We start from the raw sequence: 23,820 nt of genomic DNA, 5'->3' as shown, positions 1-23,820 counted from the left end.
AAAGGTCCGCCCCGGCCACGGCAGAGCCGGACCAGCGCGGACCTTTAACGGAAGCGGGGCGTCAAATCAGCAGGGAACCCAGAAAAATGCGCAGATCGGGAATCTTGGGGGCAGGTGAGCGGGCGGCACCAGGGCCACCGCCGCGGGCCGGGGCCAGGCCAGGGCCGCAACGCGGCTACGGCTTCCGCTGGCTCCGTGGGCAGCACGGCCGCGCTGCCTAGCAGCTTGAGCACCAAAGGCGCCAGGCTGGTGAGCTGCTGCTCTCCACTGCCGGCGTGGGCGTGCTGGGCAGTAGGCTGCTTCACCGGCTGCCGGGCGCAGGCGTCGGCCCGGGTGTGCTCCTCCAGGTGGTGATGGTGGGCCTGGGGCATGCCGGGCAGGTGCAGGTGGTCCTGGTCGGGGGCCGACGGGCCCAGGCGGCCAAGGGCCCCAGCAGCGCGCTCAGAAACACAACCAGCAGGGTCGAGGCCGTAACGCGGATAAAGGAGCGGGGCAGGAGCAGCATGAGCAGGCAGGCAGACGGGCAAAGGTAAAACAGTCCGCTTACTTTGGTGTTTGGCCGCCGGTTGCCTTACCGGCCCAGCCAGGTGGTAGAGAAGGGGTTTGGAAATAGTTTTTACACAACCTAGTGGTTGGTGCAGAGTAACTGAAAAGGAACGTAATGTCGACCAGCGGGAGACATCTCGCGTGCAGTGGTAATTAGATTACTCTGGCAACATCGGCACGCAAGATGTCTCCCGCTGGTCGACATGACGTTCTTACTATTGCGGGGGAGTAGCCGCCTGGTCAGCCTAGGCAGTTGGGGGTTATTGGCCATATTGCGGCGTCCGTGGTGCTTGCCGAGGCTGGGAGCCGCGCGGAGCCTAATTTCCTGCCCTGACGTCTATGCTGAACGCCGCCACCTTCTCCTTTCTGACTGACTTACGCGCCAACAACAATAAGGCCTGGCTCGACACCAACCGGCCGGCCTACGAAGAAGCCAAAGCCGATTTTCTAGTGCTCGTAACTGAGGTGCTGCGCCAGGTCGAAGCCGCCGACCCGGCCATTGCCGGGTCGCACCTGCAGGCCAAGAAGTGCCTGTTTCGCCTCAACCGGGACATTCGCTTCTCATCCGACAAGACTCCCTACAAAACCAACTTCGGGGCCTGGTTTAACGCCGGCGGCAAAGGCGCGCCCACGGCGGGCTACTACCTGAACCTGGAGCCCGGCGGCTCCTTCGTGGCGGGCGGCATGTATATGCCCGAGGCCAAGGTGCTGGCTACCCTGCGCCAGGAAATCGACTACAACCTGCCCGCCTTCGAAGCCCTGCTGGCGGCGCCCGAGTTTCAGCGTCACTTCCCGGGCCTGAACCAGGAGCACCGGCTACAGCGCCCACCCAAAGGCTACGAAGCGGCCAACCCGGCCCTGCCTTACCTCAAACTCAAAAGCTTCACAGCCTCCCACCCCTTGTCCGACGCGGCCCTGCTGCGCCCCGGCGTAAGCCAGCAGATTACGGCGGGCTTCGCGGCCCTGCAACCCCTGGTCGAGTTTCTGAACCGGGGCCTGGACTAGCCACACGGTCAGCGCGGCCGGGCCCCGGGCGTCACCAAACCGGCGCGGGCACGTAGGTACTAAGCATCCGACCTTGTTGCTTATACCGCTATGCTGTACTCTGCTTCCTTGCGTTCTGCCGCGCTGGCCCTATTGCTCGGCCTGGGCGCCTGCAGCCTCGACCTCAACGAACGGCCCAACGCCACTAACGACGCCACCGCTTCGGCCGTGCCGGCCGCAACCCTGCAGGAGGTGCGCTGGGAGTTGGTAGAGCTGGACGGGCAGCCTGCCACGGCGGCCGCCCAAACGCCCTACCTGGTGCTGCAGGGCGGCCGGGCCCGGGCCGAGGGCGGGCCGGCTGCAACAAGTTTTCGGGCCCCTACACCCTGGCCGAAGCCGGCCGCCTGCGCCTGGGGCCCTTGGTCACGACCCGCAGCATCTGCCCCGACCAACCCACCGAAATCAGCTTTCTACAGGCCCTCAACCAAGCCCAGCGCTACCGCATCACTGGCAGCATGCTGCGCCTCTACGCCGCCGATACCTTAGGTACTCCGCTGGCCAGCCTCAAGGCCGTGGCTGCCGAGTAATCCGGCAAGTAAAAAGCCCCGCCCGGATCCGGGCGGGGCTTTTGCCGCTTATGTAGTTGTCTTGACCAGGAGGCCTTACTCCACCACCACTTTGCCCGTGAACTGCTGGCCTTTAGCATCGGTGGCGCGCAGGGTGTAGAGGCCGGGTTGCAGGCCCCGCACCGACACCAGAGCTGCAGCCGAGACGGTCGTTTCGCGGGCCACTCGGCCCAGGGCATCGAGAAGCTGCACGCGGGTGCCGGCGGGCAGCGTGGGCACCTGCAGCTGGTCGGTAGCCGGGTTGGGGTAAAGGCCCAAAGCCAGGGGACGGGCCGCCTGGGCAGAAAGCGGCGTAGCGGCCAGGCGGGCCAGGAAGGTTTCATAGGTGTTCGAGGTAGTCGAGAGGGAAAAGGGGGCCAGGGTAATAGAGCCGGAAAAGGCCCCCTTCACGTATACGTTGCCCTGCTTATCCAAACCAATAAGCCGGCCCGAATCCAAGTTCGGGCCGCCGGCTTGTTGTAGCCAGCGCACCTGCCCACTAGAAGAATACGCGGCTACCACAAGGTCGCCATTGCCCGCACTAGTCAGGGTGGAGGAGCCAAACCGAGCAGTGCCAGCGAAGTAGCCCGTCACATAAGGATTGCCGGCTGCATCAAGGCTCACACTGTTCCAGGCATCGAAGCTGGTTCCCCCGCTGGGCTGAACCCACTGCAGATTGCCTTGAGGGGAGTACTTGGCCAAAAAACCATCCCAGGAACCCACCCCGGTTATCGTAGTAGTCCCAAACCTGGCCGATCCGTCCAGGTAGCCCGTCACGTACAGGTTGCCGGACGCATCCACGGCTGCGTCGTAGGCCCGGTCTTCCCAGAACCGCCGATTTGTTCGACCCACTCAACCGTGCCGGCGGGGCTATACTTGAAGATGATTTCGTCGGTGCTGCCCCGGCTGACAATGGTCGTGCGGGAAGCGTCCGGTAGTACGATATCCAAGTTGAAGAAATTCAGCAGATAGGCTGCCCCATCGGCACTTACTGCCAGCCGCGGCAGAAAGGTAAACTGCGTGTTGCCTGCGGCATAGAAGTACGTCGGTGTCAGGGCCTGCACCGCCCCGGTGGTGGTGGAAATGCGGGCCAGGAAAGTGCCCGTTCGCTGGGTGTAAGGCGGGGCACTAATGGAAAGGCTGCCAACGGTCAGTGACGAAGTAAACATCCCGGCCAGATACACATGACCCTGAGCGTCAACGCCGATACTGGACCCGATGGAGGAGGCCGTTTCAGGGGCAGAGGCCTGCTGGGCCCATTCTGCAGTGCCCTCGGAGGAGTAGCGCGCCACGAAAAGCCAGTTGTTAGTAGTGCCGTTGGCTGGCGCGGTCAGGGAAACGCCGTTGCCTAGCGTAAGGGAGCCTCCGAAATAGCCTGATACGTACGCATTACCAGCGGCATCGACAGCTACCTCATACGCCCGGTCGCGGCCTGCGGAGCCAAGCTGGCGTACCCACAGCAATACCCCATTGGGGGCATACTTAGCCAGATACCCGTCGCTGTTGCCCACGCTGATGAGCTGGGTAGTGCCGATAAGCAGAGAGCCAGTGAAGTTGCCGGCCTCATAGGTGTTGCCCGCCGCATCCACAGCCATGCCTCCTTGCACCTCACTTCCCAAGCCGGTAGCAGTGGCATTGGTCCAGGCCGGCGGGGCCGTGGTTTGGGCCCGGGCGCCTTTGCTAAAGGCCAGGCTAAAGAGTACGCCAGCCGTGCCGGCCAGAATAGAACGGGTAGAAATGCGCATGCGGAGCTAGCAATTAAATACGACAACAAAGCTCAAATATAGGGCGCGGCTTTCAGCTGTTAGCCATTCTTTTAGCCCCGGCAGCAGCCGTTCGGGCAGCTGGTACTCGCCCGGCGGCCCTGCTTTCGTGCTGCTGATGAGTCCTGGCCTTCCAGCTGTCATCCTGAGCCTGCGAAGGACCTTATGGGATAGGAACAACAGGCGTTATTACGACTCTTTCAGGCGTAATAAGGTCCTTCGCTCTGCTCAGGATGACCGATGGAGTAGGCCGGTAAAGTACTGTACTGAGCCGGTGGCAAAGCACGGAGGACATTGGTAGCAGGCTTAGTGGGCTAGAGGAGGCAGGTCCTTCGCAGGCTCAGGATGACAGACGGGGAAAAGGCCGGCAGGAAGGCTTGACTGTCCGGGCCGGTGGCGGGAAGAACCGCGCGGACAAGGGCAGCAGCGGCCTTTTTTCGGCCGTATCTTCTACCTTGCCGCCCATGAGACTACTGTTTTGCTTCGCGCCGCTGCTGCTGCTGACTTCCGCCGCCCATGCCAAAACCCCGCAGGCCATTGAGCAGGAGCTGGTAAAGGCTGCCCGGCGGCTTACTTACTGGGCCGACTACGACGGCGACGCCCGCCTCTCCGCCATCGACTCCCTGGCCCGGGCTGGCGACAAGCTGCGCGACAAGCTGCTCTACTACACCGCTACTGAGCCCTCCACGCTGACCTACGCCTTTCCCGCCCTGCAGCGGGAGCACATCACCATCAGTACCGCAGCCGACGGGCGGATGCGCATTTACTCCTGGGACACCCTGGAGGGCGGCACCATGCACTACTTCGAAAACGTGGTGCAGTTCCGGGCCGGGGCCAAGGTGGGCTCCCGCCGCCTGATTATTCCCAAACCCGACGACAACCCCGACGCCGGACACCTTTACTTCGACCTCTTCCCGGTGCAGCGCGGGGGCCAAACGTACTACCTGGCCTACGGGCAGGCCACCTACTCCAGCGCGGGCTGCTACCAGCACGTGAAGGCCCTGACCATCGAAAACGGTCAGCTCAACCCCGACGCCAAGCTGATCCAGACCCAGTCGGGCCTGAGAAATACCCTGGGCTTCGAGTTTGACTTCTCCTCGGTGATGAACCGCCCCGAGCGGCCCGTGCGCCTGATTACCTACGACCCCAAAACCCGGGTGCTGGAGATTCCCGTGGTCTGGGCCGATGGTAAAGTCACCGCCAAGCGCATCCGCTACGCCTTCAACGGGACGGTTTTCGAGAAAGCAAAGTAAGCTCCCGGGTCCGGTGGCTCCGGCCCGGTAGGCGGGCCGCCGGGCGAGAACCAGGAATGCCAGCCGCTATTGAACCGCGCTATTCAAACGCAGGCCGCCCCTTCCCGGGCGCGGGAAGGGGCGGCCTGGCTGTATCCGGCAGGTAGCTTGTTCGGGCGGGCAAAAGCTTAGAAGCGGAGCCCGGCCTGGGCGCCCACCCAGGCGCGGGTATTGGTGCGGCCGTGGGTTTCGTTGAACAGCTCCAGCTGCTTACGGCCCAGGCGGGAGCCGTAGCCCGCCTGTTCCGGTTCCCGGTAGCTGGAAACCATCACGTTTAGGGTCGGGCCCAGCAGCAGGGTGGTGCGGCCGTTGGGCGTCAGGCGCCAGCCCAGCAGCGGGCGGAACTGGTTGAGCAGGTTCAGCTCGTCGGTCCAGCCTTTCCTCTCATTGACCTGGGTGGCCAGCGCATCCACGCTCAGCGTCAGGCGCTGGGAAAACACCACCTCGCTGCCCACGCCGTAGCCAAAGCCCCAGCGGAAGGTGCTGCCCGGCTGCACGCCCACGGCCAGGATGTTGTAGAACTTGCGCGAGCCACCCAGCTTGAGGGCCGCATTGGCCGGCAGCGCGTCGCTGGCCCATACCTCGGCGCGGTGGTAGCCGTGGCGCACCAGACTCAGAATCCCGATGCTGGCCCCCGACACCGAATCGGCAATGTTGAATGGGGCCAGCTGCAGGCCCCGCACGTGCTTGGCTACGTTGAGCAGGCCCGCTACCTGAGCGCCCCGCACGGTGCCGGGCGTCACGTTGGCCAGGCCCGCTACCTGGACGGTCCGGGTTTCGGTCCCTGCTCCCTGATAGTTGACCATGCCCGCCAGCTGGGCGCCTTCCACGGGGCCAACGGCCACGTTGAGCAGACCCGCCGCCTGCAGACCCTGCGCGTCGGCGGCTACCACGTTGCCGAAGCCCGCCAGCTGGGTGCCCCGCACCGGCCCGCCCACCACGTTGAGCAGGCCCGCGGCCTGCACGCCCTGCACGGCGTCGCGGTCTACGTTGAGCAGGGTAGCCAGTTCCAGGCCCTGCACCCCGGCGGCATAGCCGGCCAGCAGGTTCAACGACACGTTGTTGACGGTCCGGCCGCTGGCCAGGCCATTGGTGCCCAGGGGCGAAACCACGCTAAACTGGAACGGCTGCCGCTGCCGGGCGGCAGTTGGGGTAGCCGTAGGGACCAGGGCCGCGCTGGGTGCCGACAGGGTTTGGGCGTGCAGCAGGGAGGCCGACCCCAAGTAGAACAGGCCAGTAGCAAAGAGTAGGGATGCAAGTTTCATCGGAGAAAAAGACGAGTAGTGGAAGCCCGCTGGGGAGCCGTTAGGGAAGAAGAGGCGGTGGCCTTACCTCCTCTGCAACACCCGGCCTCGACAGAGTCGGGAGGCTGAAGGAAGGGGAAAGCAAGGCCGGCTGAAGCAAGGCGGCTGCCGCGTACAGCCGGCCGGTTTTGAAACGTTTCGCCTATAAGAGCCCCAACCCAGCCCATACCCCCACGCCGGATAGAAAAAAATATGTCGGCGGCCAACGGGGTGCTCTGCCGGTGGCCTGCTAGATGGCCCTGTAGTACTGCTTGCCGGGCCGTATTGCTCGCTGCCGCTTCTTAGTCTTTCCTGCCGCTCCTGGGGCTGCCTTCCAACTCTCCTCCGCGAAAGACCTTAAGACGATTTAGTAGGAGCTAGCCCGGGACCTGGGGTGCAGGCACTACTGAGCCGATTACAAGGGCGCTACTGCCACTCTGACCCCCGCCGGCTCCCCGGCTCCGGCCAGTGGCCGCTTCACCCACAGGTGCTGTGCGCGGATTGCTAAAAAGATTGTCGCAAACGCCCCCGCAGGTTGTCGTATTCAGCCGCCTGGTGGGGCTGTTTTGCTCTGTATTTTTGCTGTGTACCCACTTAACCACTACCCACATGATAACTAATATTTTTGTCAACCTGCCCGTTAAGGACCTGGATGCTTCGGTGGCTTTCTTCACCCAGCTGGGGTTTCGCTTCGATCCGCAGATGACCGACGAACGGGGCACCTGCATGGTCGTCAGCGACACGATCTATGTGATGCTGCTGGTGGAGCCGTTTTTCCAGACGTTCACGGGCAAGCCGCTGGTCAATGCCCGGCAGGCCAACGAAGTCATTCTTTGTCTGGCGGCCGACAGCCGGGCCGAGGTCGACCGCCTCGCCGACGCCGCCCTGGCTGCCGGGGGGCAACCGGTGCCGCAGCAGCCGCAAAACGAAATGGAATTCATGTACGACCGCAACTTCCAGGACCTCGACGGCCACCTCTGGAATGTGATGTACATGGACCCCACCTTCGCCCAGCAGCCGGCTACTGCCGAAGCCGCCGGACAGTAATACAAATACAGCTTTCGAGCAGTGCCCAAAGACCTTATCCCGAAAAACAGCAAGGGCTGCCCCGGAGTCCGGGGCGGCCCTTGTTCGTGCCGGAAGTAGGGGCCAGCTGCCTGGCGTAACGGGCCTAGATGGAGCGTCGCAAAAGGGTAAAGAGCAGGTTTTTGCGCCTCAAAAATAAATATGGTTTACACTATACTTAGGCTTGGCTAAACTGCTAACTTATTGGCGTTATTCACCTATTATCCTTTTAAGCCACATGGCACGCGTTAACAACAACATTATCACCCAGGGCCTGAGCGGTACGCTGGGCGGCACCCTCGTTTTCCGGCAGGTAGGCGGCAAAACTATTGTCGCGACAGCTCCGCGGGAGTCGGAGAAAGCGCCTTCCGTCAAGCAACTGGCCCAGCAGGAACGCTTTCAAATGGCGGCGCTCTACGCTAAAACCCAGTTGCAAAACCCCAGCAGCAAGGCCGAGTACGAAGCTGGTCGCCCGGCCGACAGCACGGCCAGCGCCTACGCCATTGCGGTAGCCGACTTTATGCAGGCCCCCGATATTCGCCAGATTGACTTAAGCAACTACACCGGCAAGAAGGGCGACACCATCCAGGTGCGCGTCACGGACGATTTTCTGGTGAGCAGCGTGCGGGTCCGGATCGAAAACGGGGATGGCTCCCTGGTGGAAGAAGGTCCCGCCACTATCACCGCCAACGGCCTCGACTGGAGCTACACCGCCACCGCTGCCAATGCCAGCCTCGACGGCGACAAAATCACCATCACGGCCACCGACAAGCCCGGCAACGCCACCGTCGACCACAAGACGTTCTAAGACCTGAACTTAGATTTGTACAACTATGCGCCCCTGTTGGCCCCGGCCGGCAGGGGTGTTTTGATCGAAGCTCCATCGAACCTACCCCGAACCTAGGGCGAAAGAGGGGTATCGGGAAAATGCAAACGGCCGCCCCGGATTCCGGGGCGGCCGTTTTGGTTGAGTGAGTTTGTATGGTGCGGACGAGCCACCCTGTTGTACTGTCATGCTGAGCTTGCCGAAGCATCTCTACCACCAAAGTAAAATCAATTACTCCTGCGGTAGAGATGCTTCGGCAAGCTCAGCATGACGTTCTTTTTATTGATATGCCCACTACACCGCGTAGCCTTCTTCGGTGTGGTGGATGAGGCTTAGGGCGGCCAGGGTGGCTAGTAGGGGCTCGACTTTTTCGGGCTTGAGGCGCTTGAAGCGGGCAGCGACCTGGGCGGCGGTTTGGGGCTGGGCGGCTTGCTGGAGGGCGTCGCGCAGGGTTTGCATCTGCTGAGCCAGCTCGGTGGGGAAGGTTTCACCGGCGCGGGTGGGCGCCTCACCCCCGGCCCCCTCTCCGAAAAGGAGAGGGGGAGCCTGACGATTATCGGAGGTCGTTTCCGAACGTTAGGGTAAGGCCCGGTTGCAAGCAAGCAAGCAAGCAAGCAAGCAAGCGCCGTGGCTCCCCCTCTCTTTTTCGGAGAGGGGGCCGGGGGTGAGGCGCGGTAGAGCGGCTAAATTTTGGTAGTTTGTTCTCTCTGAATTTATTGATTCTCTACCGGGTCTAGCCTATGGAAACGAACGATTCTTATTTACCACAGGATAAAATCTTCACGGCCGATAAGCGGCAGTACGGCAGGCTGGATTTGAAAGGGCGGGCCCGAAGCATGCGGCACGCACCGACGCCGGCGGAGGAAGTGCTTTGGCAACGGCTGCGCGGCAATCAGCTGGGGGTGAAGTTCCGTCGCCAGCACAGTATCGACCAATTCATTGCCGATTTCGTCTGTTTGCCGCACAAGCTGATTGTGGAGCTGGATGGCCCCGGCCACCGGGAGCCCGATCAGGCCGAGTACGACCAAGGCCGCTCCCAGGTGCTAGTGGCGCTAGGATACTGCATCCTGCGCTTCCCCAACGACGAGGCGCTGTACGAAACCGAAGCCGTCCTCCAAACCATTAAAGCGGCCCTGTAAGCAGCCCCCAACTCCCCTAACCCCTAGGTCGTCAGGCTCCCCTCTCCCTCGGAGAGGGGCTGGGGTGAGGCGCCCAACCGATGGGTATCCGTTCCCTTACGCCAAACGGCCGCCCCAGAATCCGGGACGGCCGTTTTGGTTCTGTAACCAAAGCTTGGCGGTACTATTCTACGGCTACGCGGCCACTATACTGCTGGCCTCGGGCATCGGTAGCGTGCAAGGTGTAAAGACCGGGCGCAAGGCCCCGCACCGACACCTGGGCCGCAGCGGATACAGTAGTTTGACGCACTACGCGGCCCAGGGCATCGAGGAGCTGCACCGGAGTGCCGGCGGGCAAGGAAGGTAAGGACAGGGTAGTAGTAGCCGGGTTAGGGGAAAAGCTCAGCATTTGAAAACGAGCGGGCTGCGCGCTCAGGACCGAGCTGCTCAGGCGGGCAATGATTCCTTCGCCACCGGAGGCCGTAGCCACGGCAACAGGGCCGAAGGAAGCCGTGCCGGCGGAGGAGGCGAAGACGAACACGTCGCCGCTGGCACTGAGGCCCAGGTAAATGCCGCTTTCATCGGCGGGCCCACCAGCCTGCTGCACCCAGCGCACCTGGCCCTGGGGCGTGTAGCTAGCCACCACCAGGTCGTACCCGCCAGTGCTGGTGAGAGTGGCCGTCGTAAACGTAGCGGTGGTGCTGAAGTAGCCTAGTACGTAGACATTGCCGGCCGCATCCAGGGCCACGTCCCCTAAGGCATCGGCGCCGCTGCCCCCACCGGAGCGAACCCACTCTACCGCGCCCTGGGGTGAGTACTTAGCTACAACTCCATCCATGCCGCCGGCGCTGGACGCCGTGGTGGTACCAAACCGGGTAGTACCCGTAAATAGGGCGCTCAGGTAGAGGTTGCCCGCGGCATCCACGGCTAAGTCGCTGCCTAATTCATCGCTCGTGCCGCCCGCCTGCCGGGCCCAGAGCAGCAGGCCCTGCCGGTCGTATTTAGCTACCAGCACATCCCGTCCGCCCGGGTGGTGAAGGTGGTGCCGCCCAGCACGGGGCTCTGGAAAAACGTAGTCATCAGGAAAGTTTCACCGGCGGGGCCGACGGCGATGCGCGGTCCATATAAGGCTCCCGACGCACTGGGGTTATTGGTGTAGCGAAAGGCCTCGGTCAGGGACTGCAGGGCGCCGGTAGCCCCGCTGAGCCGGGCCAGGAAAGCACCTCCCTCCGGGTTGGAGAGGTTGACGCTGGTGGTGCCGATGGTAATGCCCCCGCTCACGGTGCCGGTCACGTATACGTCGCCGGCCGCATCCGTCGCAATGCCGCTGCCATCGAGCAGGGAAGCGTTGGCGGGGGTGCTTTGCTGAGCCCACTCGGGAGTTCCCTGGGGCGAGTAGCGAACCACGAACAGGCGTTTGCCGGCCGTGGTTGTACTGGTCAGGCTTAGGTTGTTGCTCAGGGTGATGCTGCTGGTAAAGCCGCCCGTTACGTAGGCATTGCCGGCCGCATCCACGGCCACATCGAAGGCGTTGTCGCGCCCGGCTGATCCAATCTGCCGCACCCAGGCCAGCGTTCCGGTGGGCGTGTACTTGGCCAGGTAACCGTCATAGTCGCCCTGACTGGTAAGGGTTGTGCCGGCTACGGTTGTGGTACCCGAGAAGGTGCCGGCCTCATAGGTATTGCCGGCCGCGTCTACGGCCGCCCCGCCCTGAAAGGCCGAGCCTACGCCCACGGCGCGGGCGCTAAGCCAGGCGGGGGGAGTGGTTTGGGCGAAAGCAGCACTGCCGGTAACACAAAAACAAGCCAGCAAACTCAGGGACTGGCGAATGAAGGGGGTAAAAAGTGGCATAGAGAAACAAAATGATTAACGCAGAAGCAGGATCGGTAAGGGGTAAAAAATGGGGCCGAAAGATAGAGGAATTCACCTCCCGTCAGAACGAAACGCACTACCTTACTTCGGGTCTGGCCCGGCCGCATACGTGCCAAACAGCCGGTCCCAGAGCGACGTGTAGAAGCCGAAGTTGTGGGTGTCGTCCTGGTGGTGCTGGAAGTGGAAGCCGGAGGAGCCCAGGTGGCGGAGTAGAGGGTGGCGGGCCCAGGCGGCCGGAAACGGCTCCACGCCGCAGTGACCCAGCGCCCCAAACAGCACGTTTACCACCAGGTAGGCCACAATGGCCGTCAGGCTGGCCGGGTACAGCATCATCAGCAGCAGCCACAGCCCCCGAAGCCCAGGGTTTCGAGGGGGTGGAGCACAAACAGGTCGATGGGCTGGGGCGCGGTGTAGTGGTGGTGCAGGCCGTGCACCCAGCGGTAGAGCACCGAGTGGTGAATGAAGTAGTGGAACACGTACATCAGCAGGTCCATGCCGAGGAAGAGCACCACAAAATCGAGCAGCACGCGCCAGGAAACGTCTTCCCGAATCCGGATATAGCCGTGCCGCCAGAGCAGAAAGCCCAGGAAGGTAATGCCGGTGTTCAGCAGCAGAGTGTAGGCGGCAAACCGGATTTCCTGGGCGCTGACCGGCTGGTACAAAGCGCCCAGGGCCCGGCCCCGGCCAAACCCCGCCTGGAGCAGGTAGCCAAAGCCCACGGCCAGCAGCAGCACCAGCAGGTTTTCGACCAGGAAAAGCGGCAGGGCCGCCTGCCAGCTCAGGCTTTTACAGAAATCAAGCAAGGACATAAAGTACGGCAGAAAGAAAGCAGCGGCGCCGGCGAAAGATACTGATTCCTGTGCCTCGGCATGACGGTCGAGTGGAAGTAGGTATCACGCAAACGGCCGCCCCGGAGTTTGGAGCGGCCGTTTGTCTTAAGGCGGGCGGCGAATTACTCCACTACCACTTTGCCGGCAAACGACTGGCCTTTGGCATCGGTGGCGCGCAGGGTGTAGAGGCCGGGCAGCAGGCCCTGTACCGAGACTTGAGCCGCCGCCGACACGGTAATAGTGCGGGCCACGCGGCCCAGGGCGTCCAGGAGCTGTACAGGGGTGCCCGCGGACAGACCCGGCAGGTGAAGCTGGTCAGAAGCAGGGTTGGGGTAGAAGGCCAGGGGAAGGGAGGCAACTACTGGGGTAGAACTCAGGTGAGCCAAGCCGTTTTGGTAAACATCATCAGTCACCGGCGCCGTAAGAGTAAAGGGACCAAAAGCACAGGCACCCTGAAAGCGGGCAAATACATACGCGTCGCCCTGGGCATCGACGCCTAGGTGGGTGCCAAAGTCGTCGTTTGGCCCACCGGCGCGCTGCATCCAGCGGACCGCACCCTGAGCCGAATAAGCGGCCACGCCCACATCGAGGCCCCCGGCGCTGGTAAGTGAAAAGGCGCCTGCTTTGGTAGTGCCCGCAAAGCCCCCGGTTACGTAAGGATTGCCGGTCGGGTCCAGGCAGACGCCGCTCCAGAATCCGTTGCCGATGCCTTCAGCCCGTTGCACCCAACGCACGTCGCCCTGGGGTGAGTAGGCCGCCAGGTAGCCATCGGCGTCACCAGCGCCGGAGGAAGCAACAGGGCCAAAAGAGGCCGCGCCAGTGATAAAGCCGGTCACGTACAGATTGCCGGCCGCATCTACCGCGCCGTCCTCTATCCAGTCTCGGTCGGGGCCTCCGTATTGCCGAACCCACTCCAAGGTGCCCCGGGCACTATAGCGGGCAATCAGCACATCACTCTCGCCGCGACTGGTGAGCGTTGGGCCGCCAGGGAAAACAGGTGGCTCATAAAAGGTATTTAGAAAATAGACTGCACCATCGGGAGCCACGGCCAGTTGCGGATAGGTATAGTAAAAAACATATGGTTGAGGAGGGTAATGGTAAACCGGAATCAGCCATTGCACTGCCCCGGTAGTCGCCGAAAGCTGGGCCAGGAACATAACGAAGTCATCGGGCGAGGCGGTGATAGTTGAGGAGCCCACGGTGACCGAGTCTAAGAAAGTGCCCGTTAGGTACACATTGTCTGCTGCATCGATGCCAATGCCATCGAATCGGGCTTGCGTGGTGCTTTGCTGTACCCACTCGGGCTGGCCCTGGGACGAATAGCGTATAACAAAAGAACGGCCTTCCCCCGAGGCAGCGCCGTTAAGCGTGAGGTTATTACCTACGGCTATTGAGCTCACAAAACTGCCGGTAACGTAAGCGTTACCGGCTTGGTCAAGCACCACGTCCTTGACATACTCCATAAATGGGGTTCCTACCTGGCGCAGCCAGAGGCGCTTGCCAGCAGGCGAGTACTTGGCTAGGTAGATATCTAAATCACCCCGAGAGGTAAGTACTGTGTCCCCCACCCGCTTGGAGTTGTTAAAAGAGCCCGCTTCGTAGGTGTTGCCCTGCTTATCGAAGGCCACCGGCCCACCTAGGGTGAGAGCCTTGCCATTGCTGCCAATATCGGTGGCGCTGACCCAATTGGGGGACGTCATTTGGGCCTGAAGGCTCAGGCTACTGATCAGAAAGAGCAGTAACAGCAAGCGGGAAAAGATGGGGCGAGTAAGCATAGAACGGATAGGTAAACAGAAATCAAACGGAGTTTAACCTGGGCATTATATGATTCGCGCACCAAGCCATGTAGCCTTTGCCTAAGGACGTCTACTAATGCAAGGGCCGCTAAGGTAGCTAGCAAAGCTCCTCTGCTGGCTATGCCAGGCGTAAGGCGGGCGGCAGCTTACTCCACTACCACTTTACCCGCGAATTGCTGGCCTTTGACATCGGTAGCGCGCAGGGTGTAAAGGCCGGGTGCGAGCCCCCGCACCGATACCTGAGTGGCAGCCGATATGGTAGTAGCGCGGGCTATGCGACCCAACGCGTCCAGGAACTGCACCGGGGTGCCCGCGGGCAGTCCTGGCAACTGCACCAGGTTGGAAGCCGGGTTGGGGGAGAAGGCCAGGGCCAGCGGGGCAGGGCGGTGAGTCGAGGTAATGGTGAGGTCGGAGAAGGAAGCCCAGAAGCCGCCGTAGGTGCTGGCTGGGCTGGGCAGGGTTTGGCTGCCGAAGCGGGAAGCGCCGCCGGCTTCCCCGGCCACATACACGGTAGTGCCACGCACGGTCAGGGCCCGGCCCACGTCGCCGTTGGTGCCGCCGGCTTGCTGAGCCCAGGTGATGCTGCCCGTAGAGCCGGCATCGGTGAGGCGGGCCACAAATATGTCGGAAGTACCGTCGGCGGCGATGTTGGCGAGGGTGGTGGCACCGAAGTTGGCGCTGGCGCTGTTGAAGCTGCCGGTAACGTATACCTGGTTGCCGCTCACGGCCAGAGCCCGGGCTTCGTCGATGTTGGGGCCGCCCGCCTGCTGGGCCCAGGTCCAGGAAGCGGTGGTGCCGGCGTCGGTAAGCTTGGCTACGAAGACATCGGGGGTGAAGAAGCCGGGATTGGTATTCGCGTTGGCAAGGGTGGTAGCGCCAAAACTGATGCTGGAGCTGTGGAAATACCCGCTCACGTACACGTTGGCGCCATTGACGGCCAGGGCCAGGGCCTCGTCGTACTCGGGGCCGCCGGCACTCCGGGCCCATTCAAAGCTGGCTGAAGTGCCGGCATCAGTAAGCTTGGCCACAAACAGGTCGGGGTTACCGGGCGAGGCGTTGGTGAGGGTGGTGGTGCCGAAGATGGTGGTGTCGTAGAACACGCCGGCTACGTACAGGCTGCTGCCGCTCATAGCCAGGGCGGGGGCTCTTTCCAGGCCGGATCCGCCGCTGCTTTTCACCCAAGTGAAAGCAGCAGTGGGGCCCGCATCTACCATCTTGGCCACAAAGACATTGGCGGCGGGGTTATTGATGCTGATGCCGCCAAAGGTGGCCTGGCGCCGGCTGGTGCCTGAGAGGTAGATGTTGGGGCCATTGACGACGACGGCCCCCGCATAGTCATCCAGGGTGCCGCCCGCCTGCTGGGCCCAGGTCCAGGAAGCAGTGGTGCCGGCGTCGGTGAGCTTGGCTACGAAGACATCGGAGTCGATGGTGGTGGCAGAGTTGGTGAGCGTGGTACCCCCAAAACTGATGGACCCGATAAACGAGCCGGTGACGTACACACTGTTTCCGTTCACGGCCACGCCCGTGGCAACGTCGATGCGGCTACCCCCGCCTCCTGTGGCCCAGACATAGCTGCTGGTAGCGCTGCTCCACTTGGCCACAAATATGTCGGCCTGGCCGTTGCTGACGAGGGTCTGGCTGCCCAGGGTCACCGTTCCGTAGAAAATGCCGGTCAGGTAGACGTTGCCCGCGGCATCAGTGGTGGTGGCCATTACGACGGTGGAGCCGCCGCTGGCCTGGGCTACGGGCACAGCCTGCTGCCAGGTGGGCATTGTCTGGGCACGGGCCGTCGGGGCGCTCAGCAGACCCAGCAGGAATAAAGCCGCGGCCCGCAGCAGGAATGGAACGGATGAGTGGAGAAAAGATGAAGACATGCGAATGAATAAGGAGGATAGATCAGTCAGTAAGGGCAAGATGACGCTGCTGGCTACTGGCCAGTAAATGCTACTCCACCACCACTTTGCCGGCAAACGACTGACCTTTGGCATCGGTAGCGCGCAGAGTGTAAAGGCCGGGCAACAGGCCCCGCACCGATACCTGAGCCACCGCCGATACGGTGGTCGTGCGGGCGACGCGGCCCAGGGCGTCGAGCAGTTGAACCGGGGTGCCGGCGGGCAGGCTAGGCAGCTGCACCAGGTTGGAAGCCGGGTTGGGGAACAAGCTCAGGGGCAGGGGCGCCAGGGAAGTCCGGACGGCCAGAGGGGAGCTGCTCAGCTGGGCCAGAAACAGCCTGGGCGTCGTGGTGTTGACCAGTGAGGTCGTGCCGAAGGTACAGGTCCCAGCATAGTTGCCGAACACGCGCAGAGTGCCGGTACCGTCGAGGCCGATGGCCGAGGCTATGTCATCGACGGGGCCGCCGGCCCGCTGTGCCCACCGCACCTGCCCGGCGGCCGTATAGGAGGCGACCAGGATGTCGCGGTTGCCGGCGCTGGTAATGCTGGCAGTTCCCAACCGGGCCGTGCTGCTGAAGTTGCCGGTGACGAAGGCATTACCGGCCGCGTCGAGGGTTACGTCGCCGAAGAAGTCGGCGCTGGGTCCCCCGGCGCTTTGCACCCACTGGAGCGCCCCCTGGGGCGAATATTGGACCAGGAAGCCATCGTAGTCGCCGGCGCCGCCCAAGGTGGTGGTGCCGAACAGCGCCGACCCGAAGAAGTAGCCGGCCAGGTAAAGGTTGCCCTGGGCATCGGTGGTCCCGGACAGCAGACGGTCCTGACCGGGCCCGCCCAGCTGTTGGTGCCACTGGTACACACCCTGGGGCGAGTAGTGCGCCACCACCATGTCGGTGCTGCCCCGGCTGGTTATGGTGACATCCGGAAACACGATGGGCTGGGTGCTATTATTTAGCAGGTAGGCAGCCCCGCCGGGCTCGACGGCCAGCTCGGGATAGGAGTAGGAAGCGTTAGGAACGACCGGACCATAGTCAAAGGCTTTAACTAAGCCCTGGACGGTGCCCGTCGCGTTGTCGAAGCGCGCCAGAAAGGTGGCGGTTGACGTACCGGAAGCAGAGGTAAGGGTATAGGAACCTAGCGTCATACGGGAAGAAAAAATACCCGCCAGATACACCGTGCCCGTCGCGTCGAAGCCGATGCCGCTGCCGCTGCCGCCGGTGAGGGTCTGCTGGGCCCATTTGGGGGTTCCCTGGGGAGAGTAGCGCACCAGGTAAGCCTTGGAGGCCCCATTGCTGCTGGTCAGGCTCAGGTTATTTCCGAGCTCAATGGCGGAGGTGAAAACGCCGGTGATGTAGACGTTGCCAGCCGCATCGACGGCCACGCCAAATCCGTATTCGTGCCCGGTAGAGCCCAGCTGGCGCACCCAGAGCACTTGTCCATCAGGGGCGTACTTCGCCAGGTAGATATCATTGCCGCCCTGGCTGGTGAGCGTAGTGCTGCCTATCATATGCGTGGCGCTAAAGCTGCCCACCATATAGGTATTACCAGCAGTGTCGAAGGCATTTCTACCCGTGACGGGGGTGGTGGGACCTAGCGCAACTGCCCCAGACCAGGCGGGGGCAGCAGTAGTGGACTGTGCCTGCGTGGGTAGACTGGCACTCAGGGCCAGAGCGGCAAACAGGAAGGTGGTGCGCAAGGAGGCGAAGGGGTAAAGTCGGGGCATAGGGAGAAAAAATGGTAGCGGAAAAACGACGGGAAAACGGTAGTTGGGCCGGGTCCGGAGCCCCGGTGTGGCACATAATAATCCGGCAGTCCCTCCCGTCTGAAGATGCTGGAGGGGGCTGCCGGAATGGTATACTTACTACTCTACCACTACTTTGCCGGCAAACTGCTGGCCTTTGGCATCAGTAGCGCGCAGGGTATAGAGGCCGGGCGTGAGGTCCCGCACCGATACCTGGGCCGCGGCCGAGACGGTGGTCGTGCGGGCTACGCGGCCCAGAGCGTCGAGCAGCTGCACGCGGCTACCGGCGGGCAGGCCCGGCAGCTGCACTAGGTTGGAAGCCGGGTTGGGATAGAAGCCCAAAACCAGGGGCTGGGCGGCCTGGGTAGCCAGGACGGCATTGTCCAGGCGTGCTACTACCGACCGAATGGTGGTTTGAGCCGCCAGGGTTATGCTGCCGAACGTGGCCACGTCGGTATGGCGCCCGAAAACGAAGATGTCGCCGCGGGTATCCAGGCACAGGTAAGTACCGGCGTCGGGGCCGGGGCCGCCGGCTTGCTGCACCCAGCGCACCGCGCCCTGGGGCGTGTAGGCAGCCACTACGATGTCGCCGCTGCCGCGGCTGGTAATCGTGGCCGAGCCAATCTGCGCTACGTCATTGTAAGTGCCTACCATGTAGGGGTTGCCGGCCGCATCCAGGTCTACGCTCCCGGGTACGTCGGCGCCGGTGCCCCCGCTGGGCTGGGCCCACAGCATGGCTCCCTGGGGCGAGTATTTTACCAGGCAGGCATCGTAGCCACTCGTGCCGAAGCCCGTTACGGTAGTGGTCCCGAAGGTGGCGGAGCCCGTGAAGTAAGTGGCGACATACAGGTTGCCATTGGCATCCACTACGCCTTGTCGTACCCGGTCATCGTTGGGGCCGCCAATCTGCTGCACCCATTCGAAAGCGCCCTGGGCGTTATACTTGGCCACCAGCACGTCGTTGCTGCCGCGGCTAGTGAGGGTAGTAGAGCCCACGATGGGGCCCAGGGTAAACATATTCAACAGGTAGGCCTCGCCCGTAGCGCTTACTTCCACGCGGGGTTGGAATAGTTAATAGAGCCCGTGGTGGGGTAGTAAAAGCCCGGCACCAGCGACTGTACTGCGCCAGTGGCCGCCGAGAAACGGGCCAGGTAGGTGCCGTAGCCCGATACGCTGCCCGGCGTCGTAATCGTATTTGCTCCGTAGGTGACGCTTCCCGCGAAAAAGCCGGTGGCATACAAGTTACCAGCCGCGTCTAAATCCAGCCCGCTGGCCGTGACTTGCGGGGAAGAGGAAGGGCTGGACTGCTGAGCCCACAGGGGCACTCCCGCCGAGGAGTAGCGCACGATAAAGCCTTTCTGGTTTTGGGTGGGGCCGGTGCTGCCTTGCAGGGTGATAGTGCTGCTCAGCGTAATGGGGCCGTCGAAGGTGCCCGAAATGTACACATCACCGGCGGCATCCACGGCCACGTCCATGACCTGGTCGAGGCCGGGGGAACCAAGGTGGCGCACCCAGGCCAGCGTGCCGCTGGGGGTGTACTTGGCCAGATACGCATCGATGAAGCCGGCGCTGGTCAGGGTGGTGCCACCTACTACGGCCGCGTCCATGAAGTTGCTGACCTCATAGGTATTGCCGCTGGCATCCACGGCAAAGCCCCGGTTGTCGTTGGTGAAGTTGCCCACTTCGTGGGCGCTGGTCCAGGCCGGAGCCGTTTGGGCCTGGGCTCCCAGGGCTAAGCCGGCGCAGGCCAGCACCGTCGCTGCCCGGCGACCTGGTAGAAAAGCAGTAAATGACATACTCGGTAAGTAAAAGTTACTAGTGGATTGCATGCTGATGGATGGCAGAAAAAGTTGATAAACTCAGAAGGAAAAAGCAGGGTAGTAGGCCAGTAGATAAGATACTGGTTGCCCGGAAGGCGTTTCATTTACTTCCGCCCGGAGCCGGTAAAGTGCTGCGTGCCGCTGCCGATAACCGTGGTCTTAACCTGGACAGCAGCCGGAGTTAGAAGTACAAAGAGGCGGATGTTTACGACTAGGGCCGCTAGTTACAACTGAATCCGGCTATAGCCATGCACAAGGGTTGGCAAAGAACTGCGCGGCCTTTCAGGTTGGGGAGCTCTACCTAGGCTGCTGCCAACCCGGGGGCACACTTCGCGACGGTGGCCGATACACTACTGAGACAAGCTATTCGGGCTAAAGGATAATAGTAGGATGTAAAGGAATCTGCCCCACAACGCTATGGCCCAGCTTTGTTATATGGATAATCGTATATTTTTATTTGATCTACCAGCGCTTCGCAGGCCGCCGGCGCTCAGCGGCGCGGCTCTTAGCACCAGGGCAGGCTCAGCGGGCGGAGTACCTGCTGCGTACGGTGCGCACCGGGAAAGCAGCTGCACAGCCCATTCAGATAAAGCATCGACCCGGCTTCACCCAGCACAAAAAAGGTCCTGCCAGCCGGCAGGACCTGTGGTATTAACGGTTCTAAGGCTACTGACGCGCTTATACCGCTACGCTGTCGATGCCCTTTTGCAGGGCGGTAGCCTGGAACTCGGGCAGCTTGACGCCTTCGGCCCGGGCTACGGTGATGTCGGTCAGGCCCAGGAAGCTCAGCATCCAGCGCAGGTAGGGCACGGCAAAATCGTAGGGCTGCTGCGGGCCCTCGGAGTAAATACCGCCACTGGCTACGGCCAGGTATACTTTCTTGCCGGTTATCAGCCCCTCGGGGCCGGTGGCGGTGTAGCGAAACGTGATGCCCGCCCGGGTGAGGTGGTCGAGCCAAGCCTTGAGCGAGGAAGCAATGGTGAAGTTGTAGAACGGCACCCCAATGACGAGCACATCGGCTGCCATGACTTGGGCAATGGCTTCGTCGGAATGCCGCACGGCCTGCTGCTGCTCGGGTGAGCGGCCTTCGGCGGGCGTGAAGTAAGCTTGCAGGTGGGCTTCCTCGAGGTGGGGAAACGGCTGGGTAGCCACGTTGCGCACCACAACGGTGCTGCCTGGCTGGGCCGCCAGCAGCTTGTCGATAATGCCCTGGCCGAGGCGGGTGCTGAAGGACTCTGCGCCGCGGGCGCTGGAAATGATGTGCAGAATCTGCATAAAAGGAAGGGGTAAAGGAGGTGATACACTGCGGGTAGTCATGCCGGACCCCTGGCCCGGAAGCTGCCCGCCCACGCAAGTAGCCAAGTCGGTCGTTTGGCACTCTGGTTACCTCAAGTAATCAGCTGGTTCTTTGTTTGTACCTTGCCGCCACTTCAGATTACGCTGTGGTAGCCTGATTACCAGCAGGTAATCAGGCTGATTTGCTCCCCAATTGCCTTCCCTTTGTTGCCATGACGAACCACGAACTTGCCCAATGCGCCCAAACGATGCAGGGCCTGCGCCATGCCCTGCTGGTGCTCAGTGGGAAGTGGAAGCTCCAGATTATTGTGGCCTTGCAGACCGGCACCCGCCACTTTCGCGGGTTGGAGCGCAGCGTACCGGGCATTTCCACCAAGGTGCTGGCCAAGGAGCTGAAGGACCTGGAAGCCCATCACTTCATTGCCCGCACGGTTCACCCTGGCCCGCCCGTACTCGTGGAATACCACGTGCTGCCCTATGCCCGCACCCTCGACCCCGTGATTGAGGTCTTAAAAGCGTGGGGCATTCAGCATCAGCAGCGCCTCGAAGCCGGAGAGGCGGTGCTGGTGCCCGCAAAACTGTCATCTGAGGCGCAGTAGCCCGGGCGGGAGACCCTGCGCTTAGCTGGCACAGAGGCCATTCCAGGCTCAGTGTCTCACCTTCAGCCCGCTAGCCGAAACGCTGCTTGCCTGTCTTCAGGCGGGGCTGGTCGTGGGTACCAATCCAGTAGTATATAGCGCTTATTCTATTAGCTTTGAAAGCTGCCCGCTGCGTCGGGCGGCTGCTTATCCCACTACCAGCTTTCATGATTATTTACGGAACGAACGGGTCGCACGTGCGCACCGAGCCCCGGCCCGGTCTGGCTTGTCCGGCCTGCACCACCCCCGATGCGCTGCACCTGAGTGTGTTTAGCCGCTATGCCCACATATACTGGATTCCGGTGGTACCTTATACCAAGCCCGCCGTGGCCCAGTGCCTGCACTGCCAAAGCGCCTGGGCGCTGGCCGAGTTGCCCGCCGAGGCCGGAGAAGTGAAACAGGCTCTACGCACGTTCAGGAAAGAAACCCGGGCCCCGTGGTGGCAGTGGTCGGGGCTGGCCGCGCTGGTCGTGCTGGCCGTCTGGGGCTTCATTATGAGCCAGCAGAACACGCGCGACAACGCCGCCTATATTGCCGCCCCGCGGGTGGGCGACATCTACACCGTGCGAGCCAACGACAGCACCGGCAAGGCCCAGTATTCGCTGCTGAAAGTGGTCAGTGCCCAGGGCAACACGGTGGAACTGGTCGGTAACGACTACGTCAGCGACAACGCCGAGCCGCTCGGGCTGCTCAACGACCCGGAGAAATACAGCAAGCAGACGTTTCCCCTGACTTTCCTGGATCTGCAGGTGATGATGAACAAGGGCGAAATAACCGACGTGGACCGGCTGGAGGAATAAGCAAGGGCCGCCCCGGATTCCGAAGCGGCCCTTGCTTATAAGAACAAGTAGGGGACAAGCCGTTACTCCACCACCACTTTACCCGTCAACTGCTGGCCTTTCGCATCGGTAGCGCGCAGGGTGTAGAGGCCAGGGGTAAGGCCCTGCACCGAAACCTGAGCCGCCGCCGATACGCTGGTAGCCCGGGCGACTCGGCCCAGCCCGTCGATGAGCTGCACGCGCGTGCCGGCCGGTAGGGCGGGCAGGTGCAGCTGGTCGGTAGCCGGGTTGGGGTAGAAGCCCAAGGCCCGGGAGCGGGCTGCCGAGGTAGCCAGCGGGGCATTGCCCAGACGGGCCAGGAAGGTTTCGGAAGGCGGGCTGGCGGCAGTGGTCAGGGACAGAGCTCCGAAGGCTGCGGTGCCGGAGAAAATCCCGTTAACGTACACGTTGCCCTGACCATCCAGGGCGAGGTGGCGGGCCGAATCCGTGCTGGGCCCGCCTGCCTGCTGCACCCAGCGTACCTGCCCGGTGGGCGAATACGCCACCACGGCAATGTCGAGGTTGCCCGCGCTGGTCAGGGTAGCCGAGCCAAACCGGGCGGTACCGGCAAAATTGCCCGCCACGTATGGGTTGCCGGCCGCGTCTAGGCCCAGGCCGTTCCACTGGTCGAAGCCCGTGCCGCCGCCGGTCTGTACCCACTGCAGGGCGCCCAGCGACGAGTATTTAGCCAGGTAGCCGTCCCAGTTGCCGGCCCCGGTTACAGTGGTAGCGTCCCCGAACGTGGCCGAGCCTTCCAGGTAGCCCGTCACGTACAGATTCCCGGCCGCGTCGACGGCGGCATCGTGGGTGCGGTCTTCGCCGGTGCCCCCGATTTGCTGCGCCCACGCAAACGCACCGTCCGGGCCGTATTTGGTAATAAGAGCGTCGGTGCTGCCCCGGCTGGTAAGGGTGGTCGAATTGGCCAGTACCACGCCCTGGTTAAAGAAATTGAGCAGATAAGCCTCTCCGCCGGCCCCTACCGCAACCTGCGGACTGTAAGCCCCCGAGGTATTGTTGGCCGCGTAGAAAAACACCGGCGTCAGGGACTGTACCGCGCCGGTGGCGCCGGCGAAGCGGGCCAGAAACGTACCCAGCTCCCGAGTCGAAGCTGGTGGCGTGATGGAAAGAGTACCAATGGCTACCGACAGATTCAGTACGCCAGCCACGTGCACGGTGCCCTGCGCGTCGATGCCGATGCTGGTGCCGCTGGAGTAAATACCGTTGGAAAACGTGCTCATGGTCACGACTTTGGCCTGCTGGGTCCACTCCGGAGTGCCCTGGGGCGAGTAGCGCACCACAAACAGTCGGTCTTGAGCCGGAGTACCGGCCGGTGCCCCGCTAAGGCTCAGGTTGTTGCCCAGAGTAATGGAGTTGCCGAAGTAACCGGTTACGTAGGCGTTGCCGGCCGCATCGACGGCCACTGCAGCCGCCTGCTCGCGGCCCGTGGAGCCAATCTGCCGCACCCAGGCCAGGGTGCCGTTGGGCAGGTACTTGGCCAGGTAGCCGTCGGTTTCGCCCGTGCTGGTAAGCTGGGTCGTGCCGATGGTCAGCGAGTTGGTGAAGCTGCCCACCTCGTAGGTGTTGCCGGCCGCGTCGACGGCTATGGAGTTCTGGGCCTCGGGCCCCGGCCCAGAGCGG

At 62.6% G+C, this 23,820-nt stretch carries 24 protein-coding genes; 8 read left to right on the top strand and 16 right to left on the bottom strand.

All coding sequences use genetic code 11. From position 1 onward, the window contains the following. Positions 1-44: 44 nt before the first annotated feature. Positions 45-527, bottom strand: coding sequence for a hypothetical protein (locus tag MUN79_RS22840; RefSeq protein ID WP_244674837.1), 483 nt, complete (start codon positions 525-527; stop codon positions 45-47). Between the two features lie 358 nt (positions 528-885). Here MUN79_RS22840 and MUN79_RS22835 point away from each other — a divergent pair, with 358 nt between their 5' ends. Beyond that, positions 886-1,551, top strand: a complete 666-nt coding sequence (locus tag MUN79_RS22835) for a DUF2461 domain-containing protein (protein ID WP_244674836.1) — start codon at positions 886-888, stop codon at positions 1,549-1,551. A gap of 236 nt (positions 1,552-1,787) precedes the next feature. Continuing rightward, positions 1,788-2,117: an META domain-containing protein gene (locus MUN79_RS22830; RefSeq protein ID WP_375378272.1), complete on the top strand. Its 330-nt coding sequence runs from the start codon at positions 1,788-1,790 to the stop codon at positions 2,115-2,117. A gap of 75 nt (positions 2,118-2,192) precedes the next feature. Here the strand turns inward: MUN79_RS22830 and MUN79_RS22825 are convergent, their stop codons facing one another. Both MUN79_RS22825 and MUN79_RS22820 read right to left on the bottom strand, forming a co-directional pair. Further along, positions 2,193-2,936, bottom strand: a complete 744-nt coding sequence (locus MUN79_RS22825) for a T9SS type A sorting domain-containing protein (protein WP_244674834.1) — start codon at positions 2,934-2,936, stop codon at positions 2,193-2,195. Beyond that, the gene (locus MUN79_RS22820; protein ID WP_244674833.1) at positions 2,909-3,880 is read right to left on the bottom strand and encodes an SBBP repeat-containing protein; all 972 of its coding nucleotides are present in this window, start codon (positions 3,878-3,880) and stop codon (positions 2,909-2,911) included. Before MUN79_RS22820 ends, MUN79_RS22825 begins: the two co-directional genes overlap by 28 nt. Positions 3,881-4,362: 482 nt before the next feature. Here MUN79_RS22820 and MUN79_RS22815 point away from each other — a divergent pair, with 482 nt between their 5' ends. Beyond that, entirely contained in the window at positions 4,363-5,151 is a 789-nt protein-coding gene (locus MUN79_RS22815; protein ID WP_244674832.1) for a hypothetical protein, read from the top strand. Positions 5,152-5,318: 167 nt separating this feature from the next. On the opposite strand, the gene MUN79_RS22810 is transcribed toward MUN79_RS22815, so the two are convergent. Continuing rightward, positions 5,319-6,455 carry a hypothetical protein gene (locus MUN79_RS22810; RefSeq protein WP_244674831.1) on the bottom strand — a complete coding sequence of 379 codons (1,137 nt, stop codon included), beginning with the start codon at positions 6,453-6,455 and terminating at the stop codon, positions 5,319-5,321. Positions 6,456-7,082: 627 nt separating this feature from the next. On the opposite strand from MUN79_RS22810, the gene MUN79_RS22805 reads away from it, so the two are divergent. Both MUN79_RS22805 and MUN79_RS22800 read left to right on the top strand, forming a co-directional pair. Beyond that, positions 7,083-7,520, top strand: a complete 438-nt coding sequence (locus tag MUN79_RS22805) for a VOC family protein (RefSeq protein ID WP_244674830.1) — start codon at positions 7,083-7,085, stop codon at positions 7,518-7,520. A gap of 256 nt (positions 7,521-7,776) precedes the next feature. After that, complete coding sequence (locus MUN79_RS22800; RefSeq protein ID WP_244674829.1) at positions 7,777-8,346, top strand: hypothetical protein; 570 nt, start codon at positions 7,777-7,779, stop codon at positions 8,344-8,346. A gap of 312 nt (positions 8,347-8,658) precedes the next feature. Here the strand turns inward: MUN79_RS22800 and MUN79_RS22795 are convergent, their stop codons facing one another. Then, the gene (locus MUN79_RS22795; RefSeq protein WP_244674828.1) at positions 8,659-8,823 is read right to left on the bottom strand and encodes a hypothetical protein; all 165 of its coding nucleotides are present in this window, start codon (positions 8,821-8,823) and stop codon (positions 8,659-8,661) included. 281 nt (positions 8,824-9,104) lie between these two features. Here MUN79_RS22795 and MUN79_RS22790 point away from each other — a divergent pair, with 281 nt between their 5' ends. After that, on the top strand, positions 9,105-9,503 hold the full coding sequence (locus MUN79_RS22790) for an endonuclease domain-containing protein (RefSeq protein ID WP_244674827.1): 399 nt from the start codon (positions 9,105-9,107) through the stop codon (positions 9,501-9,503). A 163-nt stretch (positions 9,504-9,666) separates the two neighbouring features. Here the strand turns inward: MUN79_RS22790 and MUN79_RS22785 are convergent, their stop codons facing one another. From MUN79_RS22785 to MUN79_RS22745, 10 genes are all read right to left on the bottom strand, one after another. Then, the gene (locus MUN79_RS22785) at positions 9,667-10,497 is read right to left on the bottom strand and encodes a T9SS type A sorting domain-containing protein (protein WP_244674826.1); all 831 of its coding nucleotides are present in this window, start codon (positions 10,495-10,497) and stop codon (positions 9,667-9,669) included. Further along, positions 10,488-11,333 carry an SBBP repeat-containing protein gene (locus MUN79_RS22780; protein ID WP_244674825.1) on the bottom strand — a complete coding sequence of 282 codons (846 nt, stop codon included), beginning with the start codon at positions 11,331-11,333 and terminating at the stop codon, positions 10,488-10,490. The genes MUN79_RS22785 and MUN79_RS22780 overlap by 10 nt, the downstream gene beginning before the upstream one ends. Positions 11,334-11,435: 102 nt before the next feature. Continuing rightward, a complete protein-coding gene (locus MUN79_RS30330) occupies positions 11,436-11,687 on the bottom strand; it encodes a sterol desaturase family protein (protein WP_262922924.1) in 252 nt (83 codons plus the stop codon). Continuing rightward, on the bottom strand, positions 11,687-12,163 hold the full coding sequence (locus MUN79_RS30325) for a sterol desaturase family protein (RefSeq protein WP_262922923.1): 477 nt from the start codon (positions 12,161-12,163) through the stop codon (positions 11,687-11,689). Before MUN79_RS30325 ends, MUN79_RS30330 begins: the two co-directional genes overlap by 1 nt. A 143-nt stretch (positions 12,164-12,306) precedes the next feature. Continuing rightward, entirely contained in the window at positions 12,307-13,959 is a 1,653-nt protein-coding gene (locus tag MUN79_RS22770) for a T9SS type A sorting domain-containing protein (RefSeq protein WP_244674824.1), read from the bottom strand. Between the two features lie 167 nt (positions 13,960-14,126). After that, positions 14,127-15,854, bottom strand: a complete 1,728-nt coding sequence (locus MUN79_RS22765; protein WP_244674823.1) for a T9SS type A sorting domain-containing protein — start codon at positions 15,852-15,854, stop codon at positions 14,127-14,129. 70 nt (positions 15,855-15,924) lie between these two features. After that, positions 15,925-17,592, bottom strand: a complete 1,668-nt coding sequence (locus tag MUN79_RS22760; RefSeq protein ID WP_244674822.1) for an SBBP repeat-containing protein — start codon at positions 17,590-17,592, stop codon at positions 15,925-15,927. Positions 17,593-17,730: 138 nt separating this feature from the next. After that, positions 17,731-18,666: a T9SS type A sorting domain-containing protein gene (locus MUN79_RS22755; protein ID WP_244674821.1), complete on the bottom strand. Its 936-nt coding sequence runs from the start codon at positions 18,664-18,666 to the stop codon at positions 17,731-17,733. Continuing rightward, positions 18,657-19,406 (bottom strand): NHL repeat-containing protein, encoded by a 750-nt coding sequence (locus tag MUN79_RS22750; RefSeq protein ID WP_244674820.1) that lies wholly within the window; start codon positions 19,404-19,406, stop codon positions 18,657-18,659. Before MUN79_RS22750 ends, MUN79_RS22755 begins: the two co-directional genes overlap by 10 nt. A gap of 702 nt (positions 19,407-20,108) precedes the next feature. Continuing rightward, positions 20,109-20,705 carry an FMN-dependent NADH-azoreductase gene (locus MUN79_RS22745; RefSeq protein ID WP_244674819.1) on the bottom strand — a complete coding sequence of 199 codons (597 nt, stop codon included), beginning with the start codon at positions 20,703-20,705 and terminating at the stop codon, positions 20,109-20,111. 233 nt (positions 20,706-20,938) lie between these two features. Between MUN79_RS22745 and MUN79_RS22740 the strand changes: the two genes are divergently transcribed. After that, complete coding sequence (locus MUN79_RS22740; protein WP_244674818.1) at positions 20,939-21,325, top strand: winged helix-turn-helix transcriptional regulator; 387 nt, start codon at positions 20,939-20,941, stop codon at positions 21,323-21,325. A 206-nt stretch (positions 21,326-21,531) separates the two neighbouring features. Next, on the top strand, positions 21,532-22,164 hold the full coding sequence (locus tag MUN79_RS22735) for a hypothetical protein (RefSeq protein ID WP_244674817.1): 633 nt from the start codon (positions 21,532-21,534) through the stop codon (positions 22,162-22,164). 62 nt (positions 22,165-22,226) lie between these two features. Here the strand turns inward: MUN79_RS22735 and MUN79_RS22730 are convergent, their stop codons facing one another. Beyond that, entirely contained in the window at positions 22,227-23,753 is a 1,527-nt protein-coding gene (locus MUN79_RS22730; RefSeq protein WP_244674816.1) for an SBBP repeat-containing protein, read from the bottom strand. Between the last annotated feature and the right edge of the window lie 67 nt (positions 23,754-23,820).

It is taken from the genome of Hymenobacter cellulosilyticus, assembly GCF_022919215.1.
In the GTDB taxonomy this organism is placed as follows: domain Bacteria; phylum Bacteroidota; class Bacteroidia; order Cytophagales; family Hymenobacteraceae; genus Hymenobacter; species Hymenobacter cellulosilyticus.
This window is presented reverse-complemented; position numbering and strand designations above follow the sequence as displayed.

Coding starts and splice junctions, on each gene's coding strand:
- MUN79_RS22835 (WP_244674836.1), top strand. CDS start 886: ATGCTGAACGCCGCCACCTTCTCCTTTCTGACTGACTTACGCGCCAAC.
- MUN79_RS22820 (WP_244674833.1), bottom strand. CDS start 3,880: ATGCGCATTTCTACCCGTTCTATTCTGGCCGGCACGGCTGGCGTACTC.
- MUN79_RS22815 (WP_244674832.1), top strand. CDS start 4,363: ATGAGACTACTGTTTTGCTTCGCGCCGCTGCTGCTGCTGACTTCCGCC.
- MUN79_RS22810 (WP_244674831.1), bottom strand. CDS start 6,455: ATGAAACTTGCATCCCTACTCTTTGCTACTGGCCTGTTCTACTTGGGG.
- MUN79_RS22805 (WP_244674830.1), top strand. CDS start 7,083: ATGATAACTAATATTTTTGTCAACCTGCCCGTTAAGGACCTGGATGCT.
- MUN79_RS22800 (WP_244674829.1), top strand. CDS start 7,777: ATGGCACGCGTTAACAACAACATTATCACCCAGGGCCTGAGCGGTACG.
- MUN79_RS22795 (WP_244674828.1), bottom strand. CDS start 8,823: ATGCAAACCCTGCGCGACGCCCTCCAGCAAGCCGCCCAGCCCCAAACC.
- MUN79_RS22790 (WP_244674827.1), top strand. CDS start 9,105: ATGGAAACGAACGATTCTTATTTACCACAGGATAAAATCTTCACGGCC.
- MUN79_RS22780 (WP_244674825.1), bottom strand. CDS start 11,333: ATGCCACTTTTTACCCCCTTCATTCGCCAGTCCCTGAGTTTGCTGGCT.
- MUN79_RS30330 (WP_262922924.1), bottom strand. CDS start 11,687: ATGATGCTGTACCCGGCCAGCCTGACGGCCATTGTGGCCTACCTGGTG.
- MUN79_RS30325 (WP_262922923.1), bottom strand. CDS start 12,163: ATGTCCTTGCTTGATTTCTGTAAAAGCCTGAGCTGGCAGGCGGCCCTG.
- MUN79_RS22770 (WP_244674824.1), bottom strand. CDS start 13,959: ATGCTTACTCGCCCCATCTTTTCCCGCTTGCTGTTACTGCTCTTTCTG.
- MUN79_RS22765 (WP_244674823.1), bottom strand. CDS start 15,854: ATGTCTTCATCTTTTCTCCACTCATCCGTTCCATTCCTGCTGCGGGCC.
- MUN79_RS22760 (WP_244674822.1), bottom strand. CDS start 17,592: ATGCCCCGACTTTACCCCTTCGCCTCCTTGCGCACCACCTTCCTGTTT.
- MUN79_RS22750 (WP_244674820.1), bottom strand. CDS start 19,406: ATGTCATTTACTGCTTTTCTACCAGGTCGCCGGGCAGCGACGGTGCTG.
- MUN79_RS22745 (WP_244674819.1), bottom strand. CDS start 20,705: ATGCAGATTCTGCACATCATTTCCAGCGCCCGCGGCGCAGAGTCCTTC.
- MUN79_RS22740 (WP_244674818.1), top strand. CDS start 20,939: ATGACGAACCACGAACTTGCCCAATGCGCCCAAACGATGCAGGGCCTG.
- MUN79_RS22735 (WP_244674817.1), top strand. CDS start 21,532: ATGATTATTTACGGAACGAACGGGTCGCACGTGCGCACCGAGCCCCGG.